This window comes from Allobosea sp. 117 (assembly GCF_000702305.1).
Lineage (GTDB): Bacteria > Pseudomonadota > Alphaproteobacteria > Rhizobiales > Xanthobacteraceae > Ancylobacter.
Genome location: NZ_JNLC01000012.1, coordinates 74,722 through 94,726, shown reverse-complemented (window position 1 = coordinate 94,726; position 20,005 = coordinate 74,722). Strand labels below are relative to the sequence as shown.

The window sequence follows — 20,005 nt, the reverse complement described above, 5'->3', positions numbered from 1 at the left end:
GCCGGCCCGAGATCGGTGTCCGCGCGTAAGCGAAGCTGAAGGCGGCGGGGGCGGTCGGCCGCCGGCTCAATTCCGGGTGGCCCGCGTGGGAGCGGCCGCTTCCGGCGGCAGGTTGGGAGCGAGGCGCGCCAGGCGTAGCGCGGCGGTGATCAGCGCGGCATTGTCGGCGGCGGGCGTGCCGTCCGGAAGGTGGCGGCCATCCTCCAATCCGATGCGGGTGTCGAGCTGGCGCAGCAGCGCGTCCTCGTAGAGCGGCCAGACGCTCGCGTCGAAGCCGTGCTGGAGGATGGGCAGATCGAGATTGGCGCCGGCCAGCAGCGTGCGGATGGCGGCGGCGACCTCCAGCCCCTGCGCGATGTCCTGTTCGTTGATCTCGATGAGGATGCGCAGGCAGTCGTGCGCCCGCGGCAGCGCTATGAGGCGCTCGGCGTCGGCGACCGACCACAGCCCCGCCTCGACGCCGATGCCCTTGTCCAGCGCCAGTGCGATCATCTGCGGTGCGTCCTCCTCGACGAGGTTCACCGAGACGTAGTCGGGCTTCACCGTCCAGGCCTCGACGGTCTTGAGCCGTCCCCTGCCGCGGGGGGCGATGCCGGCGTGGGTGGAGAGGCCGATCGGTGTGCCGGGCACGGCGGCGCGCACCGCCTTTATGGCGGCGGCGACATGGGCGGCATCGAGTGTCTCGGCGCCGTCCGCGTCGCGCGGGTGGAAATGCAGCTCGGCAGCGCCGGCCGCCACCACGCGCCTCGCATCCGCCGCCAGCTCGGCAGGCGTGACCGGCGTTTGCGGATGGAAGTCCTTGTCGCGGGAACCGTTGAGGCAGGCCTGCAGCATGGTGTTCTCCTGTCCGCGTTAACCCAGCGAGCTTTCAATTCAGCAAGCTTAATCCCGTGCGGCGCCGTTTCGTTGCAGTCGTAGCATCGCGCAGTTCAATCTTCGGGGCGCCGTCGCGTCTTGCGCGGCCGCGCTTCGTTGTGGAGCGGACCGGTTCTGTCCTAACCTTGGTCATCCTGCATCTTGGGGGCGGCGCCGAACCGACCGATGATCGTCAGTACGCGTAAGCGCTTTATTTTCGTCCATAATCCGAAATGCGGCGGCACCTCGGTCCGGCGGGCGCTGCGTGCTTTCGACACCACCGGCGACTTCTTCTGGCTGTATGACGAGAAGGACGGCAAGACGATCGACAAGGCGCATCTGCCGCTGTCGATCCTGAAGGACGAATACCCGGACTACTTCGCGCTGTTCGACGATTATTTCTCGTTCATGTTCGTGCGAAACCCCTATTCGCGCATCATCTCCGCCTTCAACGAAACCCGCGACGCGCTCTATGCCACCCATGACACGGAGGATGGCCGGGAAGGCTATGTGCGCAGCCTAAACGAGCTGATCGGCGGCATGACCGGCGATATGGTGGACGGGTGGACCTTCGATTTCCGGCATTTCGTCCGACAGGTCGACTTCGCTTATCTGGGAACGAAGAGATATGTCGATCTCGTCATGAAGATCGAGGATTATCCGCAGTGCCTGGAGGCGCTGCGCCTGCTGCGTCCGGATTTGGCGCTGAAACTGCGGGGCGCGAGGCACCGCAACAGCCGCCCGATGGCCGGCTCGTTCCAGGACTATCTGACGCCGGCGTCGATCGCGATCGTCAACCGGATCTATGAGCGCGATTTCCGCATCTTCGGCTACGAGATGATCGGCTGAACGCCGCCGCCGAGATGCCCGGCCGCGGTCTGGTCCGCTCCGGCATCGTCAGGCGGTGCCGCCCCTGCGCTTCAGCCGGACCACGGTGCGTTCCAGCGCCTGCAGGAAATTCGAGCGGTCGCGCGGGGCGAAGGGGCGCGGGCCGCCGGTGACGGTGCCGGTCTCGCGCAGCTCCTGCATCAGGTTGCGGGTGGCGAGCTGCATGCCGATGGACGAGGCGGTGAAGGCGGTGCCGTTCGGCGCCAGCACCTCGGCACCCGTCGCCACGCAGCGGGCGGCCAGCGGCACGTCGGCGGTGATGACGACGTCGCCTGCGCCGGCGTGCTCGGCGATGAAATCGTCCGCCTTGTCGGCTCCGGCGCCGACCAGCGCGCGTTCGATGAGCTCATCACGGGGAAGGGCGATGTAGCTGTTGGCGACGACGACCGTGCGCAGCCCATGGCGGCCGGCGACGCGGTAGGTCTCGTCCTTCACCGGGCAGGCGTCGGCGTCGATATAGATGGTGATCGGTTTCAAGGGGGCGCCTCCAGGGCGTCCTTCATAGCAAGAAGGGCTGCCCTTGCGAGCAGCCCTTCCCAATGTCAGACCGCGGTCCGGCCCGGTTGGCATCCCGACGACTGCCCGCGCGAAGGCAAAGCACTTCACGCAACGATCCTGTCCCGGCTATCGCCGGAGCATTCGTTTCCTGTTCGGACGACATCATCCGAATGGAGCCAGCGTCGATGACGCAGCGGCAATGCGCTCTACGCGACCAGAACCTCGCAGGAGGCGAGTATCCTCGTCGCGGTCACCTCCGACCGCGTGTCAAGACTGATAGACACAGGATCACCTCCTTTCGATTGTTGAGAACGACTACGAGTTTACGTGATCTGAGTGATTCGTCACCCCTCTCCGGGTGAGTTTTGTTCAAATCCGGTTACGATGTGAGACGATTTGTGCACTGCGAAGAGGGAGTTCCTTCGATGCGAGGCGTCGTGCGTGCGGGTCTGACGGCCCTTCTCCTTGCGCTCGCCGTGGGTTCCGCGCCGGCGCAGCAGGCATCCGACGCCCTGGCGCCGGAGCGGGCGGGCGCGATCGCCGCCAGGCCCGCCGTCCACGCGAAGCGCTGGATGGTCGCCGCGGCGAACCCGCTGGCCGCCGAGGCGGGGGCCGCCGTGCTGCGTGCGGGCGGCGGCGCGGTCGACGCCATGGTGGCGGTGCAGCTCGTGCTCGGCCTCGTCGAGCCGCAGTCCTCCGGCCTCGGCGGCGGCGCCTTCCTGGTCTACTGGGACAATGCGGCCAAGCGGCTCACCACCTTCGACGGGCGCGAGACGGCGCCGGCGGCGGCGACGCCGACCCTGTTCCAGAATGCGAAAGGCGAGCCGCTCGCCTTCATGGATGCGGTGATCGGTGGGCGCTCGGTGGGCGTGCCGGGCACGCCGCGCCTGCTGGAGACCGCGCACCGGCGCTACGGCAAGCTGGCATGGCGGCGGCTCTTCGCCCCGGCGATCCAACTGGCCGAGGCCGGCTTTCCCGTCTCGCCGCGCCTCGCCGGGCTGATCGCCGCCGAGGGCGAAGGGCTGAAGCGCTTTCCGGGTACGCGCGGCTATTTCTTCCATGCCGACGGGACGCCGCTCGTCGCCGGCGACATCCTGAAGAACCCCGCCTATGGGCGCACGCTGCGCCACCTCGCCGAGAACGGGGCTGACGCCTTCTATACCGGCCCGCTGGCGCGCGGCATCGTGAACACGGTGCGCCGGGCGCCGGGCAATCGCGGCGTGATGCGGCTTTCGGACCTCGCGAATTACCGGGTCAAGGAGCGCATGCCGGTCTGCGCGCCCTATCGCGGCTATGACGTCTGCGGCATGGGGCCGCCGAGCTCGGGCGCGCTGACCCTCGGGCAGATCCTCGGCATGCTGCAGGGCTTCGACCTCAAGGCTCTGGGGCCGACCTCGCCCGAGGCGTGGCGGCTGATCGCCGACGCTTCCCGCCTCGCCTTCGCCGATCGCGGCCGCTACATGGCCGATGCCGATTTCGTGCCGATGCCGACCAAGGGCCTGATCGCGCCGGACTATCTCGCCGCGCGGGCGACGCTGCTGAAGGGCGACGACGCGCTACCTGAGGTCGTGCCGGGACAGCCGAAATGGAGCCATGCCGGCCTCGAGGCGCCGCCGCGCTACGCCGATGGCGGGGCGATCGAGCTGCCCTCGACCAGCCAGATCTCCATCGTCGATGCCGACGGCAATGTGCTCTCCATGACCACGACCATCGAGAACGGCTTCGGCTCGCGGCTGATGGCCGGCGGCTTCCTGCTCAACAACGAGCTGACCGACTTCTCCTTCCGCAGCCAGGTCGACGGCGTGCCGGTCGCCAACCGGGTCGAGCCCGGCAAGCGGCCGCGTTCCTCCATGGCGCCGACCATCGTGATGAAGGACGGCGCGCCGGTGCTGGCGCTCGGCTCGCCGGGCGGCAGCCAGATCATCGGCTATGTGGCGAAGACGCTGATCGCCCATCTCGACTGGGGCCTGCCGATCGAGCAGGCGATCGCCGCGCCCAACGTGCTGGCGCGTTTCGATGCGGTGGAGGTCGAGAAGGGCAGTTCCGCGGAGGCGCTGGTGCCGGAGCTGAAGCAGCTCGGCTTTCCGGTGACCAGCGCCGAGATGACATCGGGCGTGCAGGCGGTGCTCATCGCGCCGGACGGGCTGACCGGCGCCGCCGATCCGCGCCGCGAAGGTCTGGCGATCGGGGAGTGATGAGGAAGCACGCCGGTGGCTAGTGGCTGATCATCCAGGGGCGTGCCGAGGGGAAGCTCTTGGCGCCACTCTTCGAGGTCGCCGTGCGGTTCTTCTTGGTCCGGCTCTGCATGCCGGAGCAGCAGGAGCATCCGGCGGCGTGCTTGGCGCGCTCCTGCTTTTCCTTGTAGCCGTCGATGCTCATCGGCGCGTGGCGCGCGCTCTCATTGGTCGAATGGGCGATCATGCGCTCGCGCGACATCGCGGTGAAATGCGGCGCGGTCAGCAGCACGCGGGGCGAGGCGGCGCCGCAATCCGGGCAGGGCTGCGGATCCTGGTACTCGCTCATCGGCCGCAGTTCGGTGAAGTCGCCGCAGCTCTCGCACATGTACTCGTAGACGGGCATGGCCGGATTCCTCGGGTCGTTGTTTTGAGGGACGGTGTGGAGCACCGTCCCTGGGCGTTTCCTCGATGGGGGCGGGACGGCATGTGGGCCGCCCCGCGACGCCGGACTTAAGCGGGGGTCAAAGGTCCGGCGAAATCGGCATGTCGATGGAGCCGTCGATGAACTTGGTCGGGCCGGCCGCCGACGGCTTGATGTCGAAGTCGAAGATCTCGGTCGGCAGCCACAGCGTGGCGCAGGAGTTCGGAATGTCGACCACGCCCGAGAAATGGCCCTGCACCGGCGCGACGCCGAGGATCGAGTGCGCCTGCGCGCCTGAATAGCCGAACTTCTTCAGGTACTCGATGGCGTTGAGGCAGGCCTGCCGATAGGCGACGTTGGCGTCGAGGTAATGCTGCGTGCCGCTCTCGTCGACCGAGATGCCCTCGAAGATCAGGTAGTCCTTGTAGTTCGGGGTGATCGGCGAGGGCTTGAAGATCGGGTTCTTGATCCCGTACAGCGCCATGCCGTCCTTGATCAGCGAGACCTTGATGTGCAGCCACGCGCCGAACATCTCGATGGCGCCGCAGAAGGTGATTTCGCCGTCGCCCTGGGAGAAGTGCATGTCGCCCATGGAGAGGCCGGCGCCGGGCACATAGACCGGGAAGTAGATCTTCGAGCCGCGCGACAGGTCCTTGATGTCGCAATTGCCGCCGTGCTCGCGCGGCGGCACGGTGCGGGCACCCTCGGAGGCGACCTTGGCATAGGCATCGGTGCCCTTGCCGAGCTTGCCGAGATGCGCGGTCTTCGGCGCGGGCGGGTTGGCGAGCGGGGGCACGCGGGTCGGGTTGGTGTCGATCAGCGCCTGCTCGCGGGCGTTCCAGGTGTCGAGCAGCTTCTGCGAGGGCAGGGTGCCGATCAGGCCGGGATGGATGAGGCCGGCGAAGCCGACGCCGGGCACGTGGCGCGAGCGGGTGAACATGCCCTCGTAATGCCAGATCGACTTCTGGGCGAGCGGGAAGTGGTCGGTCAGGAAGCCGCCGCCGTTCTTCTTCGAGAAGAAGCCGTTGAAGCCCCATTCGTGACCTTTGAGCGTGCCGGCGTCGAGGATGTCGACGACCAGGAGATCGCCCGGCTCGGCGCCCTTCACGCCGATCGGGCCGGACAGATAGTGCACGGTGGAGAGGTCGACGTCGCGGATGTCGTCGGCGGAATCGTTGTTGGCGATGGCGCCGCCGGTCCAGTCGACGGTTTCGACGATGAAGTCGGCGCCCGGCTCCACCCAGGTGGCGATCGGGATGTCGGGGTGCCAGCGATTGTGGAGGTACTCGTTCTCCGTGGCCGGCTTGGACAGATCGACCGAGATCAGTGTTTCAGGCATTGCGCACTCCGTTCCCCTTGGGCTGCAACGAACGTCACGCTCCGGCGGACCCCGCCGGCACGCGTCTTCAGACGGACAGGAATTTCGCGACCTTCGCCTCGTCGACATCGGCGCGGGCGTCTTCGTGGACGATCTCCCCGTTCTCCAGCACCAGCACCCGGTCGGCGATGTCGAGGGCGAAGGAGAGCACCTGCTCGGACACCACGATGGACAGGCCGCGCTCGTCGCGGATGCGCTTCAGCGTGCGCGCCATCTCGCGGATGATGGAGGGCTGGATGCCCTCGGTCGGTTCGTCGAGCAGGAGCACCTTGGGCTCGGTGGCGAGCGCGCGGGCGATGGCGAGCTGCTGCTGCTGGCCGCCGGAGAGGTTGCCGCCGCGACGGCCCTTCATCTCCAGCAACACAGGGAACAGCTCGTAGAGGTCCGGCGGCACCTTCGAGGCGCCACGCGGGATCAGCCCGGTCTCGATGTTCTCCTGCACCGTCATGGTGGAGAAGATCATGCGGCCCTGCGGCACATAGGCGATGCCGTTGGCGACGCGCTCATAGCTCTTCAATTTGGTGATGTCGGTGTCGCCGATCGACACCGCGCCGCTCTTGGTCGGCACGATGCCCATGAGCGACTTCATGAGCGTGGTCTTGCCCATGCCGTTGCGGCCCATGATGGCGACGATCTCGTTGGGCGCGACCTTGAAGTCGAGCCCGTGCAGCACCTCGCTCTCGCCGTAGGAGACGTGCAGGTGGGATACGTTCAGCATCGCGCGCCTCCTCAATGGCCGAGATAGACCTCGACGACCTTCGGGTCCGCCTGGACCTTGGCCATCGAGCCTTCCGAGAGGATCTTGCCCTGGTGCAGCACCGTCACCTTGTGGGCGATGTCCTCGACGAACTTCATGTCGTGCTCGATGACGATCACCGAGCGGTCCTTGATGATGGTGTTGAGCAGCTCGGCGGTCTTCTTGCGCTCGGACACGCTCATGCCGGCCACCGGCTCGTCGAGCATCAGCAGCTCGGGGTCCTGGATGAGCAGCATGCCGATCTCCAGCCACTGCTTCTGGCCATGCGAGAGATATTCGGCGCGCTGGTCGAGCTGGTCGGCGAGGAAGATGGTCTCGGCGATCTCCTGCACCCGCTCCTTCACCGGGGCGTCGCGGCGGAAGGCGAGCGCGCCGAACACCGAGCGGCCCTTGGGGTAGGAGATCTCCAGATTCTCGAAGACCGTCAGGTCCTCATAGATGGAGGGGTTCTGGAACTTGCGGCCGACGCCGGCGCGCACGATCTCGTGCTCCTTCATCTTGGTGAGTTCCTGGCTCTTGAACCGGATCGAGCCGTTGGTCGCCTTGGTGCGCCCGCAGATGAGATCGAGCACCGTGGTCTTGCCGGCGCCGTTCGGGCCGATGATCACGCGGATCTCATTCTCGTCGACGTAGAAGGACAGGTCGTTGACCGCCTTGAAGCCGTCGAAGGAGACGGTGAGCCCTTCGACCGCGAGCACGAAGTCCTTGTTCATCTGGTCGGTGATGACGTTCATGGCGTGCTCTCCTCACTCGGCAGCGGCGGGCGCCACCGGCCCGGAGGCCGGGGGCGTCGCGGGCGGGGTGGCGTCGCGGCGCTTCACGGCGTCGCTGAACAGCGGGCCGAGGCGCGGGGCGACATAGGTCTGCCAGAGACCGGCGATGCCGTTCGGGAAGGCGAGGACCACCGCGATGAACAGGCCGCCGAGGCCGAGCAGCCAGAGCTCGGGGAAGGTCTCGGAGAAGGAGGTCTTCGCCCAGTTGACCAGCAGCGTGCCGTAGATGGCGCCGAGGATGGACAGGCGCCCGCCGACCGCGGTGTAGATGACCATCTCGATCGAGGGCACGATGCCGACGAAGGAGGGCGACATGAAGCCGACCTGCAGGGTGAACATCGCCCCGCCGATCGCCGACAGCGATGCCGCCAGGCAGAACACGAACACCTTGAAGTTCGAGACGTCGTAGCCCGAGAAGCGGACGCGGTCCTCCTTGTCGCGCATGGCGACGAGGATGCGGCCGAGCTTGGACGACTTCACGAAATAGGCGATCAGGATGCAGGCGATGAGCAGGCCGACGCAGACGAAGTAGAGCACCGTCTTGGCGCTGTCGGTGCGGATGTCCCAGCCGTTCAGCGTGCGTAGGTCGGTGATGCCGTTGATGCCGCCGGTGTAGCCCTGCTGGCCGACGATCAGGATGGTCATGATCGCCGCGAGCGCCTGGGTGATAATGGCGAAGTAGACGCCGCCCACCCGCCGCTTGAACAGGGCGAAGCCGACGATGAAGGCGAAGATCGCCGGCACCAGCACCACGGCGAGCACGGTGAACGGGAAGCTGCGGAACGGCTCCCAGAACCAGGGCAGGGCGGTGATCTGGTTCCAGTCCATGAAGTCCGGGATGCCCGGCGTGGTCTGGATCTTGGTGTTCGCGACGCTGGAGGCCTCCAGCTTCAGGAACATCGCCATGCAGTAGCCGCCGAGGCCGAAGAACACGCCCTGGCCGAGCGAGAGGATGCCGGCATAGCCCCAGCACAGCACGAGGCCGAGCGCCACGAAGGCGTAGGTGAGGTACTTGCCGACGAACTGCAGGCGGAAATTGTCGAGCGTCAGGGGCAGCACGACGATCAGCAGGAAGGCGAGGATGACGATCCCGATCATGTCTCGGGGGCGCAGGAAGAAGGTGCGGCCGGATTGGGTCATGTGCGCCTCCTCAACGCCGGACCTTGATGACGAACAGGCCCTGGGGCCGCAGCATCAGGATGATGACCACCCCGAGCAGCGTGAGGACCTTGGCCATCGAGCCGGAGAGGAAGAACTCCAGGGTCGACTGGGCCTGCGAGATGGTGAAGGCGGAGGCGATGGTGCCGAGCAGGCTCTGCGCGCCGCCGAACACGACGACCAGGAAGGTGTCGACGATGTAGAGCTGGCCGGAGGTCGGCCCGGTCGAGCCGATCATGGTGAAGGCGGAGCCGGCGACGCCGGCGATGCCGCAGCCGAGGCCGAAGGTGTAGCGGTCCACCTTCTCGGTGTTGATGCCCACCGCGCCCGCCATGATGCGGTTCTGCACGACGGCGCGCACCTGGATGCCCCAGTTGGAGCGGTACATCAGCAGCGCCACCGCGATGGTGATGCAGATGGTCAGGCCCATGACGAACAGGCCGTTGATCTGCATCTCGATGGAATCGGTTACGGGCAGCGAGCCCATCATCCAGCCCGGCAGCTCGACGCCGACCTCGCGCGGGCCAAACACCGAGCGGTAGATCTGCTGGAGGATGAGGCTGAGGCCCCAGGTGGCGAGCAGCGTGTCGAGGGGGCGCTTGTAGAGCCTTCGGATCATCAGCCATTCCACCGCCATGCCGAGCGCGCCGGCGGCGATGAAGGCGAGGATCATCGCGATGAAGAAGTAGATGCCGAACAGGCCCGGCAGGTAGTTCAGGAAGAACTGTGACGTGAAATAGGTGACATAGGCGCCGAGGATCATGAACTCGCCATGCGCCATGTTGATGACGCCCATCTGTCCGAAGATGATGGCGAGGCCGAGCGCCATGAGCACGAAGACGGAAAACAGGATGAGCCCGGCGAAGCCCTGCATCACGAAGATCGAGCCGAGTTCGGCCAGCGAATAATCAGAAAACATCACGAATCCCCCGACATGCGCGTGCCCGCGCGGTCTTCACGACACGAGGACCCGGAGAGGACGTGGCCGTCCTCTCCGGGCGGGAGCTCAGGCGGTCACTGGTAGCCCTTGGGGAACGGATCGGGCTCGATGAGATTGGCGGTCTCGAACACCACCTTGAACTGGCCGTCGAGCTGCGCCTGGCCGACGCGGGTCTTGGACCACAGGTGGTGGTTCGGGTGGATCTTGACGTAGCCTTCCGGCGCCTTGGTGAACTCGATGCCGGCCGAGGCTTCGGCGATCTTGTCGATGTCGAAGGAGCCGGCCTTCTCCACCGTCATCTTCCACAGCCACGGGCCCAGATAGGCGGCCTGCGTCACGTCGCCGATCACCGTCTTCTCGCCCCACATCTTCTTGAAGGCGGCGACGAACTCCTTGTTGTTCGGGTTGTCGAGCGACTGGAAGTACTTCATGCAGCTATAGGCGCCGGCGATGTTCTCGCCGCCGATGCCGTCGATCTCGTCCTCGGTCACCGAGATGGTGAGCAGCGTCTGCTTGGAGAGGTCGATGCCGGCGGCCTTGAGCTGCTTGTAGAAGGCGACGTTCGAGCCACCGACCACTGCGGCGTAGATCACGTCCGGCTTCTTCAGCTTGATCTTGTTGATCACCGAGTTGAACTGGGTGTGGCCGAGCGGGAAATATTCCTCGCCCACCACCGAAGAGTCCTTCAGGTGCCCCTCGATGTGCTTGCGGGCGATCTTCATCGAGGTGCGCGGCCAGATGTAGTCCGAGCCGATGAGGTAGAAGGTCTTGCCGCCCTTCTCCTTCTGCACCCAGTCGAGGCCGGCGAGGATCTGCTGGGTCGCCTCCTGGCCGGTGTAGATGACGTTCTTCGACTGCTCGAGACCCTCGTAGAAGGTCGGGTAGTAGAGCATGCCGTTGTACTGCTCGACCACCGGCAGCACCGCCTTGCGCGAGGCCGAGGTCCAGCAGCCCATGATCGCCGCAACCTTGTCGTTGACCAGCAGCTTCTTGGCCTTCTCGGCGAAGGTCGGCCAGTCGGAGGCGCCGTCCTCCTGAATGAACTTGATCTTGCGGCCGAGCACGCCGCCGGAGGCGTTGATCTGCTCGATGGCGAGCTTCTCGGCCTGCACCGAGCCGGTCTCCGAGATCGCCATGGTGCCGGTGACGGAATGGAGAATGCCGACGGTGACTTCGGTGTCAGTAACCGCAAGCCCCGTCGTATTCACGGCCGAGGTCGCGGGCGCCTGGGCGAAGGCTGATCCCGAGAACAGCGAAGTCGTCGACAGCAGAGGCAGCGCCGCCATCCCCTGTAGAAGCCGGCGACGTGTGCCGGAAAACTTGTCATGATTGTCGTTATTTGAAGACATGCGATCCCCTCCACGGGTTAGACGTGGCCCAACAAGCTTTTCATTTTGGCTTGTATTGCGAGGATCGTGGGCGGGATTGCCGCGCTGCAGCAATACGTCAATTGACGTATAGGGGTTTTCGGCCCGCGGTCACACAGTTGCGGACAAGGATGTCGTGCGGGATCGCGCGTGCACGCATGTTTTTCGCGCGCGCGCGCTCGGTAAATCCAAGGCGAATGTTGCAGCGAGTGCGGAAAGTCCGGCCGGTAGACGGAATTCTTCGCGACCGTCGGCCAGTCTGGACTGTCGCCATTGCGCATATTTGCCACACCGCGTGGTGGAACGTCTCGTGCATGGTCGGTCCGCTATGTTCGGCGCGGTGCCGGCGGCGAAACGCTCGCGCCACGGGGTGATCAAAAAAATGGGCAGGGAACGCGTGCAGCCAGGGAGGACATCGGGCGTCGGGGCGACGGGGCGAGATGTCATGGCTGCGGAACAGAAGATTGTCCGTGTTCGCCGCCAGTACAATCAGTGGGTGGTCAACGAGACACTCGAGGACTACGCGCTGCGCTTCACCGCGAAGAGCGCGCGGCGCTGGTCGGCGCTGCGCGTCGCCAACACCGCGCTCGGCGCCGTGTCCTTCCTCGCGCTGGAGGCGATCGGCGGCGCCATCACGCTCGCCTACGGCTTTCCAAACGCGGTCGCCGCCATTCTGGCGGTGTGCGTCGTCATCTTCGCGGCCGGGCTGCCGATCAGCTACTACGCCGCGAAGTTCGGCGTCGACATCGACCTGCTCACCCGCGGCGCCGGCTTCGGCTATATCGGCTCCACCGTCACTTCGCTGATCTACGCCTCCTTCACCTATCTGTTCTTCGCCATCGAGGCGGCGATCATGGCGCTGGCGCTGGAGATGTGCTTCGGCGTGCCGCTGATGGTGGGCTATTTCATCAGCGCGCTGGTGGTGATCCCGCTGGTGACGCACGGCATCACCTTCATCAGCCGCTTCCAGCTCTGGACCCAGCCGTTCTGGCTGCTGCTGAACCTCATCCCGTTCGGCTTCATCCTCGTCTATCACGGCGATTCCTTCGCCGGATGGACCTCCTATACCGGCCGCCTCGGCGCGTTGGACGGTTCGTTCGACTGGCTCATGTTCGGTGCGGCCTGCACCGTGATCTTCGCGCTGGTGGCGCAGATCGGCGAGCAGGTGGACTTCCTGCGCTTCCTGCCGCGCCGGGCGCCGGGCCGCAGCGAGGCGACCCGCAACGCGCTGTGGTGGGTGGCGCTGCTCTCGGCCGGGCCGGGCTGGATCATCCCCGGCGGCATCAAGATGCTCGCCGGTTCCTTCCTCGCCTATTTCGCGCTCACCCAGGGCGTGCCGTTCGTCCATGCCGCCGAGCCGACACAGATGTATCTGGCGGCGTTCCGCACGGTGTTCTCGCCGGAGGTGGCGCTCGCCTTCACCGGCGTGTTCGTCATCCTCGCCCAGCTCAAGATCAACGTGACCAACTCCTATGCGGGGTCGATCGCCTGGTCGAACTTCTTCTCGCGGCTGACGCACAGCCATCCGGGGCGGGTGGTGTGGCTGGTGTTCAACGTCACCATCGCGCTGATGCTGATGGCGCTCGGCATCTACAAGGTGCTGGAGCAGATCCTCGGGCTCTACGCCATCGTCGCGGTGGCGTGGGTGGCCGCGCTGGTCGCCGATCTGGTGGTCAACAAGCCGATGGGCTGGAGCCCGCCGGGCATCGAGTTCAAGCGGGCGCATCTCTACGACATCAACCCGGTTGGGGTCGGCGCGGTCATCGTCGGCACGCTGATCGGCACGATCGCCTTCACCGGCTTCCTGGGGCCGGCGCTGCAGGCCTTCGCGCCGTTCCTCGCGCTCGTTGCTTCCTTCGTGAGTGCCGCGGCAATCGCCTTCGCGACGCAGGGCCGCTACTACATCGCCCGGCGCACCACCAAGAACTGGGACTCGCGCCTCACCATCAAGTGCTGCATCTGCGAGCACAAGTTCGAGCCGGAGGACATGGCGCATTGCCCGGTCTATGCCGGGCCGATCTGCTCGCTGTGCTGCTCGCTCGACGCGCGCTGCCACGACCGGTGCAAGGAGGATGCGCGCTTCCCCGACCAGATCCTCGCGGTGATGCAGGCGACGCTGCCGAGCTGGATGGTGGTGCGCCTCAATTCGCGGCTCGGCCACTATCTCGGCGTGCTGTCGCTGCTCGCGACGGTGATCGGCGGGATACTCGCCGTCATCTATTTCCAGGCCACCTTCGCGCCCGCTGTCGGGCGCGAAGCCATCGGCCAGGTGCTTTTCACGCTCTACTTCATCCTGTTGATCATCGCCGGCGTCGCCGCCTGGCTGTTCGTGCTGGCGCAGGAGAGCCGCCGCGTCGCGCAGGAGGAGAGCCAGCGCCAGACCGCGCTGCTGATGCGCGAGATCGAGGCGCACAAGCGCACCGACGCCAAGCTGCAGAAGGCGAAGGAGGTGGCGGAGGCTGCCAACCTCGCCAAGAGCCGCTATGTCGTCGGCATCAGCCACGAGCTGCGCACGCCGCTCAATGCCATTCTCGGCTATGCACAGTTGCTCGAGCGCGACATTTCGATCCCGCCGCACCGGCGCGACGCCATCCGCGTGGTCCGCCGCTCGGCCGAGCATCTGTCCGGCCTCATCGACGGCCTGCTCGACATCTCCAAGATCGAGGCCGGGCGGCTGCACCTCACCCGCGACGAGGTGCGCATCGGCGAGTTCCTCGACCAGCTCGTCGACATGTTCCGCCTGCAGGCGACCGCCAAGGGCATCGACTTCGTCTATGTCCGCCCCGAACGGCTGCCGGCGGTGGTCTACACCGACGAGAAGCGGCTACGGCAGATCCTCATCAACCTCCTGTCCAACGCTATCAAGTTCACCCATGAGGGACGCGTCGGGCTGCGCGTCGCCTATCGCAACCAGGTCGCCGAATTCGAGGTGGAGGACACCGGCATCGGCATTCCGGCGGCCGACCACAAGCGCATCTTCGAGCCCTTCGAGCGGGGGGAGCGAGCCGGCACCTATTCGACCAGCGGCATCGGCCTCGGCCTCACCATCACCAAGCTTTTGACCGAGATCATGGGCGGGGAGATCGCGCTCACCTCGACGCCGGGCGCGGGCAGCACCTTCCGCGTCCGGCTGATGCTCTCGGAGGTCAGCAGCCCGACCCGTACCGGGCCGATCCAGCACCGGCGCATCGTCGGCTATACGGGCCCGCGGCGCACCGTGCTGGTGGCGGATGACGACGAGGCGCATCGCGACCTCATGCACGAGCTTTTGGCGCCGCTCGGCTTCACCGTCCTTTCGGCGGCGGACGGCGTCGCCGCGCTCGACATGACACGCCAGTGGGAGCCGGAGCTTCTGCTGCTCGACATCTCCATGCCGGGGCTGAACGGCTGGGAGGTGGCGCGGCAACTGCGCGACGAGGGCTTCTCGAAGCTGCGCATCATCATGATCTCGGCCAATGCCGGCGAGATCCGCGAGCCGGCCAATGCCAGCCATCACGACGACCAGATCATCAAGCCGGTGCATCTGCGCGGACTGATGGAGAAGATGCAGAGCCTGCTCGACCTCGAATGGATCGGCGAGGGGGACATCGTGCCGGGCCAGCCGGCGCCGATGCCCGTCCAGGCGATCCACGCGCCGTCGGGCAGTCATATCGACGACCTGATGAAGCTGGGCGAGATCGGCTATGTGCGCGGCATCCAGGCGAAGCTGAGCGAGATCGAGGCAAATTCCCCGGACTACGAGGCGTTCGTCAACCACATGCGCGACCTGATGGAAACCTTCGACTTCAAGCAGTACATGGCGGTTCTGGGGGCGCTGCGCAGCAATGATGCATAGCATGGAGCGCCGCGACATCGTCCTGGTGGTGGACGATTCCCCCGAAACGCTGAGCCTGCTCACCGATGCGCTGGAAGCCGCCGGCGCCACCGTGCTGGTGGCGGTGGAGGGCGCCAACGCGCTGGCGCTGGTCGAGCGCATCACCCCCGACGTCATCCTGATGGACGCGGTGATGCCCGGCATGGACGGCTTCGAGACCTGCCGCCAGCTCAAGCGCAACAAGGCGGTGGCGCATGTGCCGGTGATCTTCATGACCGGTCTTTCGGAGACCGAGCAGATCGTGAAGGGGCTGGAGGCCGGCGGCGTCGATTATGTGACCAAGCCGATCGCGCCCGATGAGCTTATCGCCCGTATGCGCGTGCACCTCGCCAATGCCCGCCATACCCATTCCGCCCGCGCGGCGCTCGACGCGTCGGGCCGCTTCCTGTTGTCGGCGACGCGCGCCGGCCGGGTGCTCTGGAGTACGCCGCAGGCGACCGCGCTGCTCACCGCCATCACCGTCTCGCCGCCGGGCGACAGCTTTCTCCTGCCCGAGCCGGTGCGGCGCTGGCTCGATGGGCGGCGGGGCGAAGCCAGCGCCGAGCCGGATTCGATCGACGTGCCGCTCGAAGGATCGGCGCGCCGCCTCAAGCTTTCCTATGTCGGGCAGATCGGCCCGGACGAGCTCCTCCTGCGCATCGTCGAGGACGAGGGACTGCCGCCCGAGCAGATACTCAAGGCGCGGCTCAACCTGACGCTGCGCGAGGCGGAGGTGCTTACCTGGCTCGCCCGCGGCAAGGCCAACCGCGACATCGGCGAGATTCTCGGCCTGTCGCCGCGCACGGTGAACAAGCATCTCGAACAGATCTATTCGAAGATCGGCGTCGAGAACCGCGCCGCCGCCACTGCCCTCGCGGTGCGGGCGCTCGCGCCCAAATGATATGAGGCTGCACCGGTTGGCGCCCTGCACGCGCAGGTAGTTACGTATTCTTGTCGTTCCGTAAAACCAATTGTAAACTATTTTTGCTTGGGTCCGTTCCGGCGAGGGGCGCCGACCGTCCGCCCGTCCCGGAATGGGCCCCGGCCCATAAATATTGCCCGTCGCAACAGGAATGTGCGCGGGGAGGGGATACGGAAATGTCCAATAGCGGAGACGTGGCCGGAGGCGTGATCGTCGTCCTGGACGCGTGGCGCGACATGGCGCGCGTCGGGCATCTTGATCGCGTTCCGGCGGCCTTGCGGAACGAGGTCCGCTCGCAATTCCACCAGACGTCGCCCTGGTCGCCGCATGCGCGGGCGGTGGCCGAGTTCTTTCTGGAGAGCGGGCACATCACCAGCGGCGAGGTGACTGAGGAGCGCGACACGCTGGCGCCCGGCGCGGTGCCGCCGCGGCAGCGTTCCAGCGGCTATATCGGGCCGCTGGCCGCCACCGCGATTGCCGGCGGCCTCACCTATATGCTGGTCGAACTGCTCTGAGTGCCTGCCGCCGGGCCGCTGGAGGCAGCGGGACGTCCACGAGGAAGGCCGGCCATCGGGGTTGATCGATGGCCGGCTTTTTTCATGTCGGATGGACCTCGACGGGCCCGGATTCCTACCAGCGGACCCACCAGCAGCGACGCACGCGGACGCCGCGACGCCAGTACCAGCGGCAGACGCGGCGGCGGCGATGATGCCAGACCTGCTCGACCGGCGTGCCATCGGGCGCCGCGCCATAGGCGAGGTCGGCGGCGTCGGCATCGAACTCGCCATCGAGCCCGTCGTCGATATTCGTCGCCCGCGGATCCTCGCCGAGTTCGCGGCGACGGCCCGACAGCGCACGGAGCTGATCGAGCGGCGTCGCCTCGGCGGCGGAGGGAAGCATGGAGATGCCGGCGGCCCCGGCCGCGACGATGCCGGCCGTGCCGGCGAGCCCAGTGAGGAATGAGCGACGATCCATAGTCCAGCCTCCGAACAATGCCGCGCGGGGTGCGGCGTTCACCGTTTCCGTGCCCGGTTCCCGACCGATCACCGGCACGGAAAGGGCCTTACTCAACTCGGTGTGCTGCACCGAGTTCCGTTCCGACGGCTCGCCGTCGGTTCCATGATGCCGGCAGACTAACAGGCCGCAGGCGCATCCGACATCGGTAACCTGCCATGAAAAACATTCTCCCGCGCCGGCATTCTTCGCGGCAGCTCCGCGACCGTCTCGACGCAGCGGGCGCGGGCGGGCAAACTGGTGGCAGTACACCTCCGCCGCGCTTCCCGCGACAAGGACCTCCCATGCCCGAGATGAGCCGCGCGGCGCTCGCCTTCCGCCGTTTCGTCTGGAACCGCGCGAGCCTCAACGCGGTGCTGCTGGCCTCGCCGGCGATCCTCGCCGCCACCGGCTCCTTCATCATGTCGCGCTCGGTGGACGCCGAGATCGCCGGGCTGACGCAGCGCCGCGACCGGCTCACTGAGACCTCGCGCGAGCTCGACAGCTTCACGCGCGACGTCGAGCGCCTGCAGCTCGACCGCGCCGCCCTGCTGCTGATCATGAACGGGCAGGACGCCGACATTCAGCTCAAATTCGCGCTCGACAAGTTGTTCCGGCTGAACGCGCTGAACTCGATGCGCCGGGTCGCCGCCACCCTCTATCCGGTCGAGTGGAAGGACCGGATGGCGCCCTATGAGCATCTGGTGCAGCAGGACTATCGCAGCGCCGAGACGGTGCGCGAGCTGCAATCGGCCGAGAGCGCGATGATCGCCGATGCCAGCCGCCAGCTCACCATGCTGCAGGAAAGCTCCAACCGCGTGGCCGCCGAGATCGACGCCAGGACGGCGTTCCGCACGACCATCCTCAGCGTCGGCAACTCGCTGATGTATATCCTGACGATCCTCGTCTTCTTCTTCGGCATCAACCTGAAATAGGCCCTCGCGCGACACCGGATGCGGCAGCCTTTACGGGTCGCCGTCATCGGATTTTAAGGGCTGCGCCGGTATGGGGGACGGCCTGTCCGAAGCCGCCATTCGACCGGAGCCGCAACGCATGAACAGCCAAGCCCCGCGCGTGCGCATCGGTGCCCTCGTCGGTGTCTATCTCGTTCTGCTGGTGGTGGCGCTCGCCTTCGTCGCCACCCATCGCGGGCCCTGGCTGGACGAGTACTGGACGCTGTGGCTCACCGACCGCACCCTGACCGCCGGCGAATTGTGGGAGCGCTGGAGCATCGATGTGCACCCGCCGCTCTATGTGGCGCTGGTGCATGCAGCGGCCGCATGGGCGCCGCTCAGCGTCGATCAGGGCCGGCTGCTCAATTTCGTGCCGCTCGCTGGCCTCCTCGCCGCTGCCGCGTTCATTGCGCGCGAACCGGCGATGCGGCGCTTCACTGTGCTGTTCCTGCTCGGTGTCACCTCGTCGGTGATGTTCGTCACCTATTTCGCCGAGCTGCGCTCCTATTTCCTCGGCATGTGCACCTTCGCGGTGGTGATGCTGTGCCTGCGCCGCCTGTCGGAGCCGATTCCCGGCGCGGGCTTCGGCTGGGGCGTATGGACGGTCTTCTTCGTCGCGCTGCTGCTGTGCCTGAACGTGCACTTCATCACGGCGCTGATCACAGCGCTCATCGTCGGCGTGTTCGGGCTGCGCTTCCTGCTCGCGGGCCGCACCGGGGACTTTCTGCGCATCGCCCTGATGGGGATCGCCGCCTGCGTGCCGATGCTGGGCTTCTTCATCCGCAATCACGAGGTGATCCAGGCGAATGCCGGCACCTGGATCACGACCTCAACGCCGAAGGCGGCGGCTTTCATCATATTCGTGGTGGGGCTGGCGGCGCTCGGTCAGATCGTCGTGCTGCTGCTTGCCGGCAACGAACTCCTGCGCCAGTGGCGCGAGGGCCGTCTCGCCGCGACGGTGCGCTCGGGACGCATCGATGTCGCGCTGTTGACGAGCCTCGGCATCGCGCTCGCTGCGATAGTGCTCCTGGCTTACCACGCCCGCCATGCGATTGTGCAGGATCGCTATGTCCTCACTCTCGGCGTCGCGGCGCTGGCGGTGGTCGCCAATCTCGGGGAACTCGCGGCGTTCGACCGCAGGTGGGTGCGGGGAGCCGTGATGGCGACGAGCGTCCTGCTGCTCATCGGCGCGGCCGGGGTCCGTGCCAGCGAGCCGCGCTGGTACGGGCCGGCGGCGCGGGTCAAGGAACTGCTCGCTGCCTGCCCAACCTCGCGTGTGGTCGCGAGGGAGCTCAATCCTTCTCCTGTCTATGGCGAGGATCGGGTCCGGGTGCTCGCTCATGCAATGATGGCACGCGATGTCGGCCTGCCGCTTGCGGACCTCGAAACGAAACCGATCGAGAGCCCGCCCGGCCGATGTCCGGATATCGTGTGGATTCCGCACACCGATACGGGCCCGATACCGGCCGGCGCGGAAGGTCAGGCGGCGTATTTCACGAGCTGGAATCCGGACTATGCCGGCGCCCGCATCTCCATGGAGATTTTCGGCAGAAACGCGGCGGTCGTCGTCGCCCGCCGCGCCGGGCTGGGTGTGAGCCCGCCCTGATCACTCGGCCGGCTTGCAGGTTCCGAAGGCGGTCAGGACCGAATCGTGATCGACCGCGGTGAAGGAGGCCGCGGGGCCCTTGTGCAGGGTCTGGATCACCCAGCCGATGGTGCCGTCGACGCCCTGCAGGACGAGGCTGTCGCCGGCGCTCGCCACCGAGGTGATGCCGGAGACGTGCGGCATGCCATCCTTGGCGGTGCTGGCGATGATCTGCTTCTCGAAATGCACCAGCATGCGGCCGGGCAGTGGAAGCTCGCCGAGCGTGTTAACCGTGGCGCAGCCCTTGGCTGGCTCGCAGAGGAACGCCTTGTCGAAGCTGCAGTCGAGCGGCCCCGGCAGCGGCGGAGCCGTGGCGGCGGCCGGCGCCGGAGCAGCGGCCGGGGTCTGGGCGGAAGCGGGGCCCGCGATCACAAGAAGACAGGCGCCGAGAAGCAGGCGGGAAGCGATGGCAGGCATGGAAACGGCC

18 protein-coding genes are annotated in these 20,005 nt (G+C 66.6%); 7 read left to right on the top strand and 11 right to left on the bottom strand.

The features are described 5' to 3' along the window. Nucleotides 1–66 precede the first annotated feature (66 nt). Nucleotides 67–834 (bottom strand): 3-keto-5-aminohexanoate cleavage protein, encoded by a 768-nt coding sequence (locus U742_RS0109610; RefSeq protein WP_029352416.1) that lies wholly within the window; start codon nt 832–834, stop codon nt 67–69. Nucleotides 835–1,041: 207 nt separating this feature from the next. Between U742_RS0109610 and U742_RS22490 the strand changes: the two genes are divergently transcribed. Beyond that, nucleotides 1,042–1,704, top strand: coding sequence for a sulfotransferase family 2 domain-containing protein (locus tag U742_RS22490; protein WP_029352414.1), 663 nt, complete (start codon nt 1,042–1,044; stop codon nt 1,702–1,704). Between the two features lie 48 nt (nt 1,705–1,752). On the opposite strand, the gene U742_RS0109600 is transcribed toward U742_RS22490, so the two are convergent. Next, nucleotides 1,753–2,220: a YaiI/YqxD family protein gene (locus tag U742_RS0109600; RefSeq protein WP_029352412.1), complete on the bottom strand. Its 468-nt coding sequence runs from the start codon at nt 2,218–2,220 to the stop codon at nt 1,753–1,755. Between the two features lie 446 nt (nt 2,221–2,666). Here U742_RS0109600 and ggt point away from each other — a divergent pair, with 446 nt between their 5' ends. After that, the gene (gene ggt / locus U742_RS0109595) at nt 2,667–4,436 is read left to right on the top strand and encodes a gamma-glutamyltransferase (protein ID WP_029352410.1); all 1,770 of its coding nucleotides are present in this window, start codon (nt 2,667–2,669) and stop codon (nt 4,434–4,436) included. A gap of 19 nt (nt 4,437–4,455) precedes the next feature. Here ggt and U742_RS0109590 read toward each other — a convergent pair whose 3' ends face one another. The 7 genes from U742_RS0109590 to urtA form a co-directional block, all read right to left on the bottom strand. Beyond that, nucleotides 4,456–4,821, bottom strand: coding sequence for an FmdB family zinc ribbon protein (locus tag U742_RS0109590; protein ID WP_029352408.1), 366 nt, complete (start codon nt 4,819–4,821; stop codon nt 4,456–4,458). A gap of 118 nt (nt 4,822–4,939) precedes the next feature. Next, nucleotides 4,940–6,178 carry a formamidase gene (gene fmdA, locus U742_RS0109585; RefSeq protein WP_029352405.1) on the bottom strand — a complete coding sequence of 413 codons (1,239 nt, stop codon included), beginning with the start codon at nt 6,176–6,178 and terminating at the stop codon, nt 4,940–4,942. 67 nt (nt 6,179–6,245) lie between these two features. Beyond that, nucleotides 6,246–6,935 (bottom strand): urea ABC transporter ATP-binding subunit UrtE, encoded by a 690-nt coding sequence (urtE, locus tag U742_RS0109580; protein ID WP_029352403.1) that lies wholly within the window; start codon nt 6,933–6,935, stop codon nt 6,246–6,248. 11 nt (nt 6,936–6,946) lie between these two features. Further along, a complete protein-coding gene (gene urtD, locus U742_RS0109575; RefSeq protein ID WP_029352401.1) occupies nt 6,947–7,708 on the bottom strand; it encodes an urea ABC transporter ATP-binding protein UrtD in 762 nt (253 codons plus the stop codon). 12 nt (nt 7,709–7,720) lie between these two features. Continuing rightward, on the bottom strand, nt 7,721–8,887 hold the full coding sequence (urtC, locus tag U742_RS0109570) for an urea ABC transporter permease subunit UrtC (protein WP_029352399.1): 1,167 nt from the start codon (nt 8,885–8,887) through the stop codon (nt 7,721–7,723). A gap of 10 nt (nt 8,888–8,897) precedes the next feature. Next, on the bottom strand, nt 8,898–9,824 hold the full coding sequence (gene urtB / locus U742_RS0109565) for an urea ABC transporter permease subunit UrtB (protein WP_029352397.1): 927 nt from the start codon (nt 9,822–9,824) through the stop codon (nt 8,898–8,900). A gap of 95 nt (nt 9,825–9,919) precedes the next feature. Further along, nucleotides 9,920–11,194, bottom strand: coding sequence for an urea ABC transporter substrate-binding protein (gene urtA / locus U742_RS0109560; protein ID WP_029352396.1), 1,275 nt, complete (start codon nt 11,192–11,194; stop codon nt 9,920–9,922). Nucleotides 11,195–11,657: 463 nt separating this feature from the next. Between urtA and U742_RS0109555 the strand changes: the two genes are divergently transcribed. The 3 genes from U742_RS0109555 to U742_RS0109545 all read left to right on the top strand — a co-directional run bounded on the left by U742_RS0109555 (nt 11,658) and on the right by U742_RS0109545 (nt 16,502). Beyond that, nucleotides 11,658–15,047 carry a hybrid sensor histidine kinase/response regulator gene (locus tag U742_RS0109555; RefSeq protein ID WP_029352394.1) on the top strand — a complete coding sequence of 1,130 codons (3,390 nt, stop codon included), beginning with the start codon at nt 11,658–11,660 and terminating at the stop codon, nt 15,045–15,047. Next, nucleotides 15,037–15,966, top strand: a complete 930-nt coding sequence (locus tag U742_RS0109550; RefSeq protein ID WP_029352391.1) for a response regulator transcription factor — start codon at nt 15,037–15,039, stop codon at nt 15,964–15,966. Before U742_RS0109555 ends, U742_RS0109550 begins: the two co-directional genes overlap by 11 nt. 197 nt (nt 15,967–16,163) lie before the next feature. Beyond that, nucleotides 16,164–16,502, top strand: coding sequence for a hypothetical protein (locus tag U742_RS0109545; RefSeq protein WP_029352389.1), 339 nt, complete (start codon nt 16,164–16,166; stop codon nt 16,500–16,502). A 115-nt stretch (nt 16,503–16,617) separates the two neighbouring features. Here the strand turns inward: U742_RS0109545 and U742_RS0109540 are convergent, their stop codons facing one another. Next, complete coding sequence (locus U742_RS0109540; RefSeq protein ID WP_029352387.1) at nt 16,618–16,962, bottom strand: twin-arginine translocation signal domain-containing protein; 345 nt, start codon at nt 16,960–16,962, stop codon at nt 16,618–16,620. Nucleotides 16,963–17,285: 323 nt separating this feature from the next. Here U742_RS0109540 and U742_RS0109535 point away from each other — a divergent pair, with 323 nt between their 5' ends. Together U742_RS0109535 and U742_RS0109530 are read left to right on the top strand one after the other, a co-directional pair. After that, entirely contained in the window at nt 17,286–17,915 is a 630-nt protein-coding gene (locus U742_RS0109535) for a hypothetical protein (RefSeq protein ID WP_029352385.1), read from the top strand. 118 nt (nt 17,916–18,033) lie between these two features. Continuing rightward, nucleotides 18,034–19,539: a hypothetical protein gene (locus U742_RS0109530; RefSeq protein WP_029352382.1), complete on the top strand. Its 1,506-nt coding sequence runs from the start codon at nt 18,034–18,036 to the stop codon at nt 19,537–19,539. On the opposite strand, the gene U742_RS0109525 is transcribed toward U742_RS0109530, so the two are convergent. Next, complete coding sequence (locus U742_RS0109525) at nt 19,540–19,995, bottom strand: hypothetical protein (protein WP_051661012.1); 456 nt, start codon at nt 19,993–19,995, stop codon at nt 19,540–19,542. Nucleotides 19,996–20,005 lie beyond the last annotated feature (10 nt).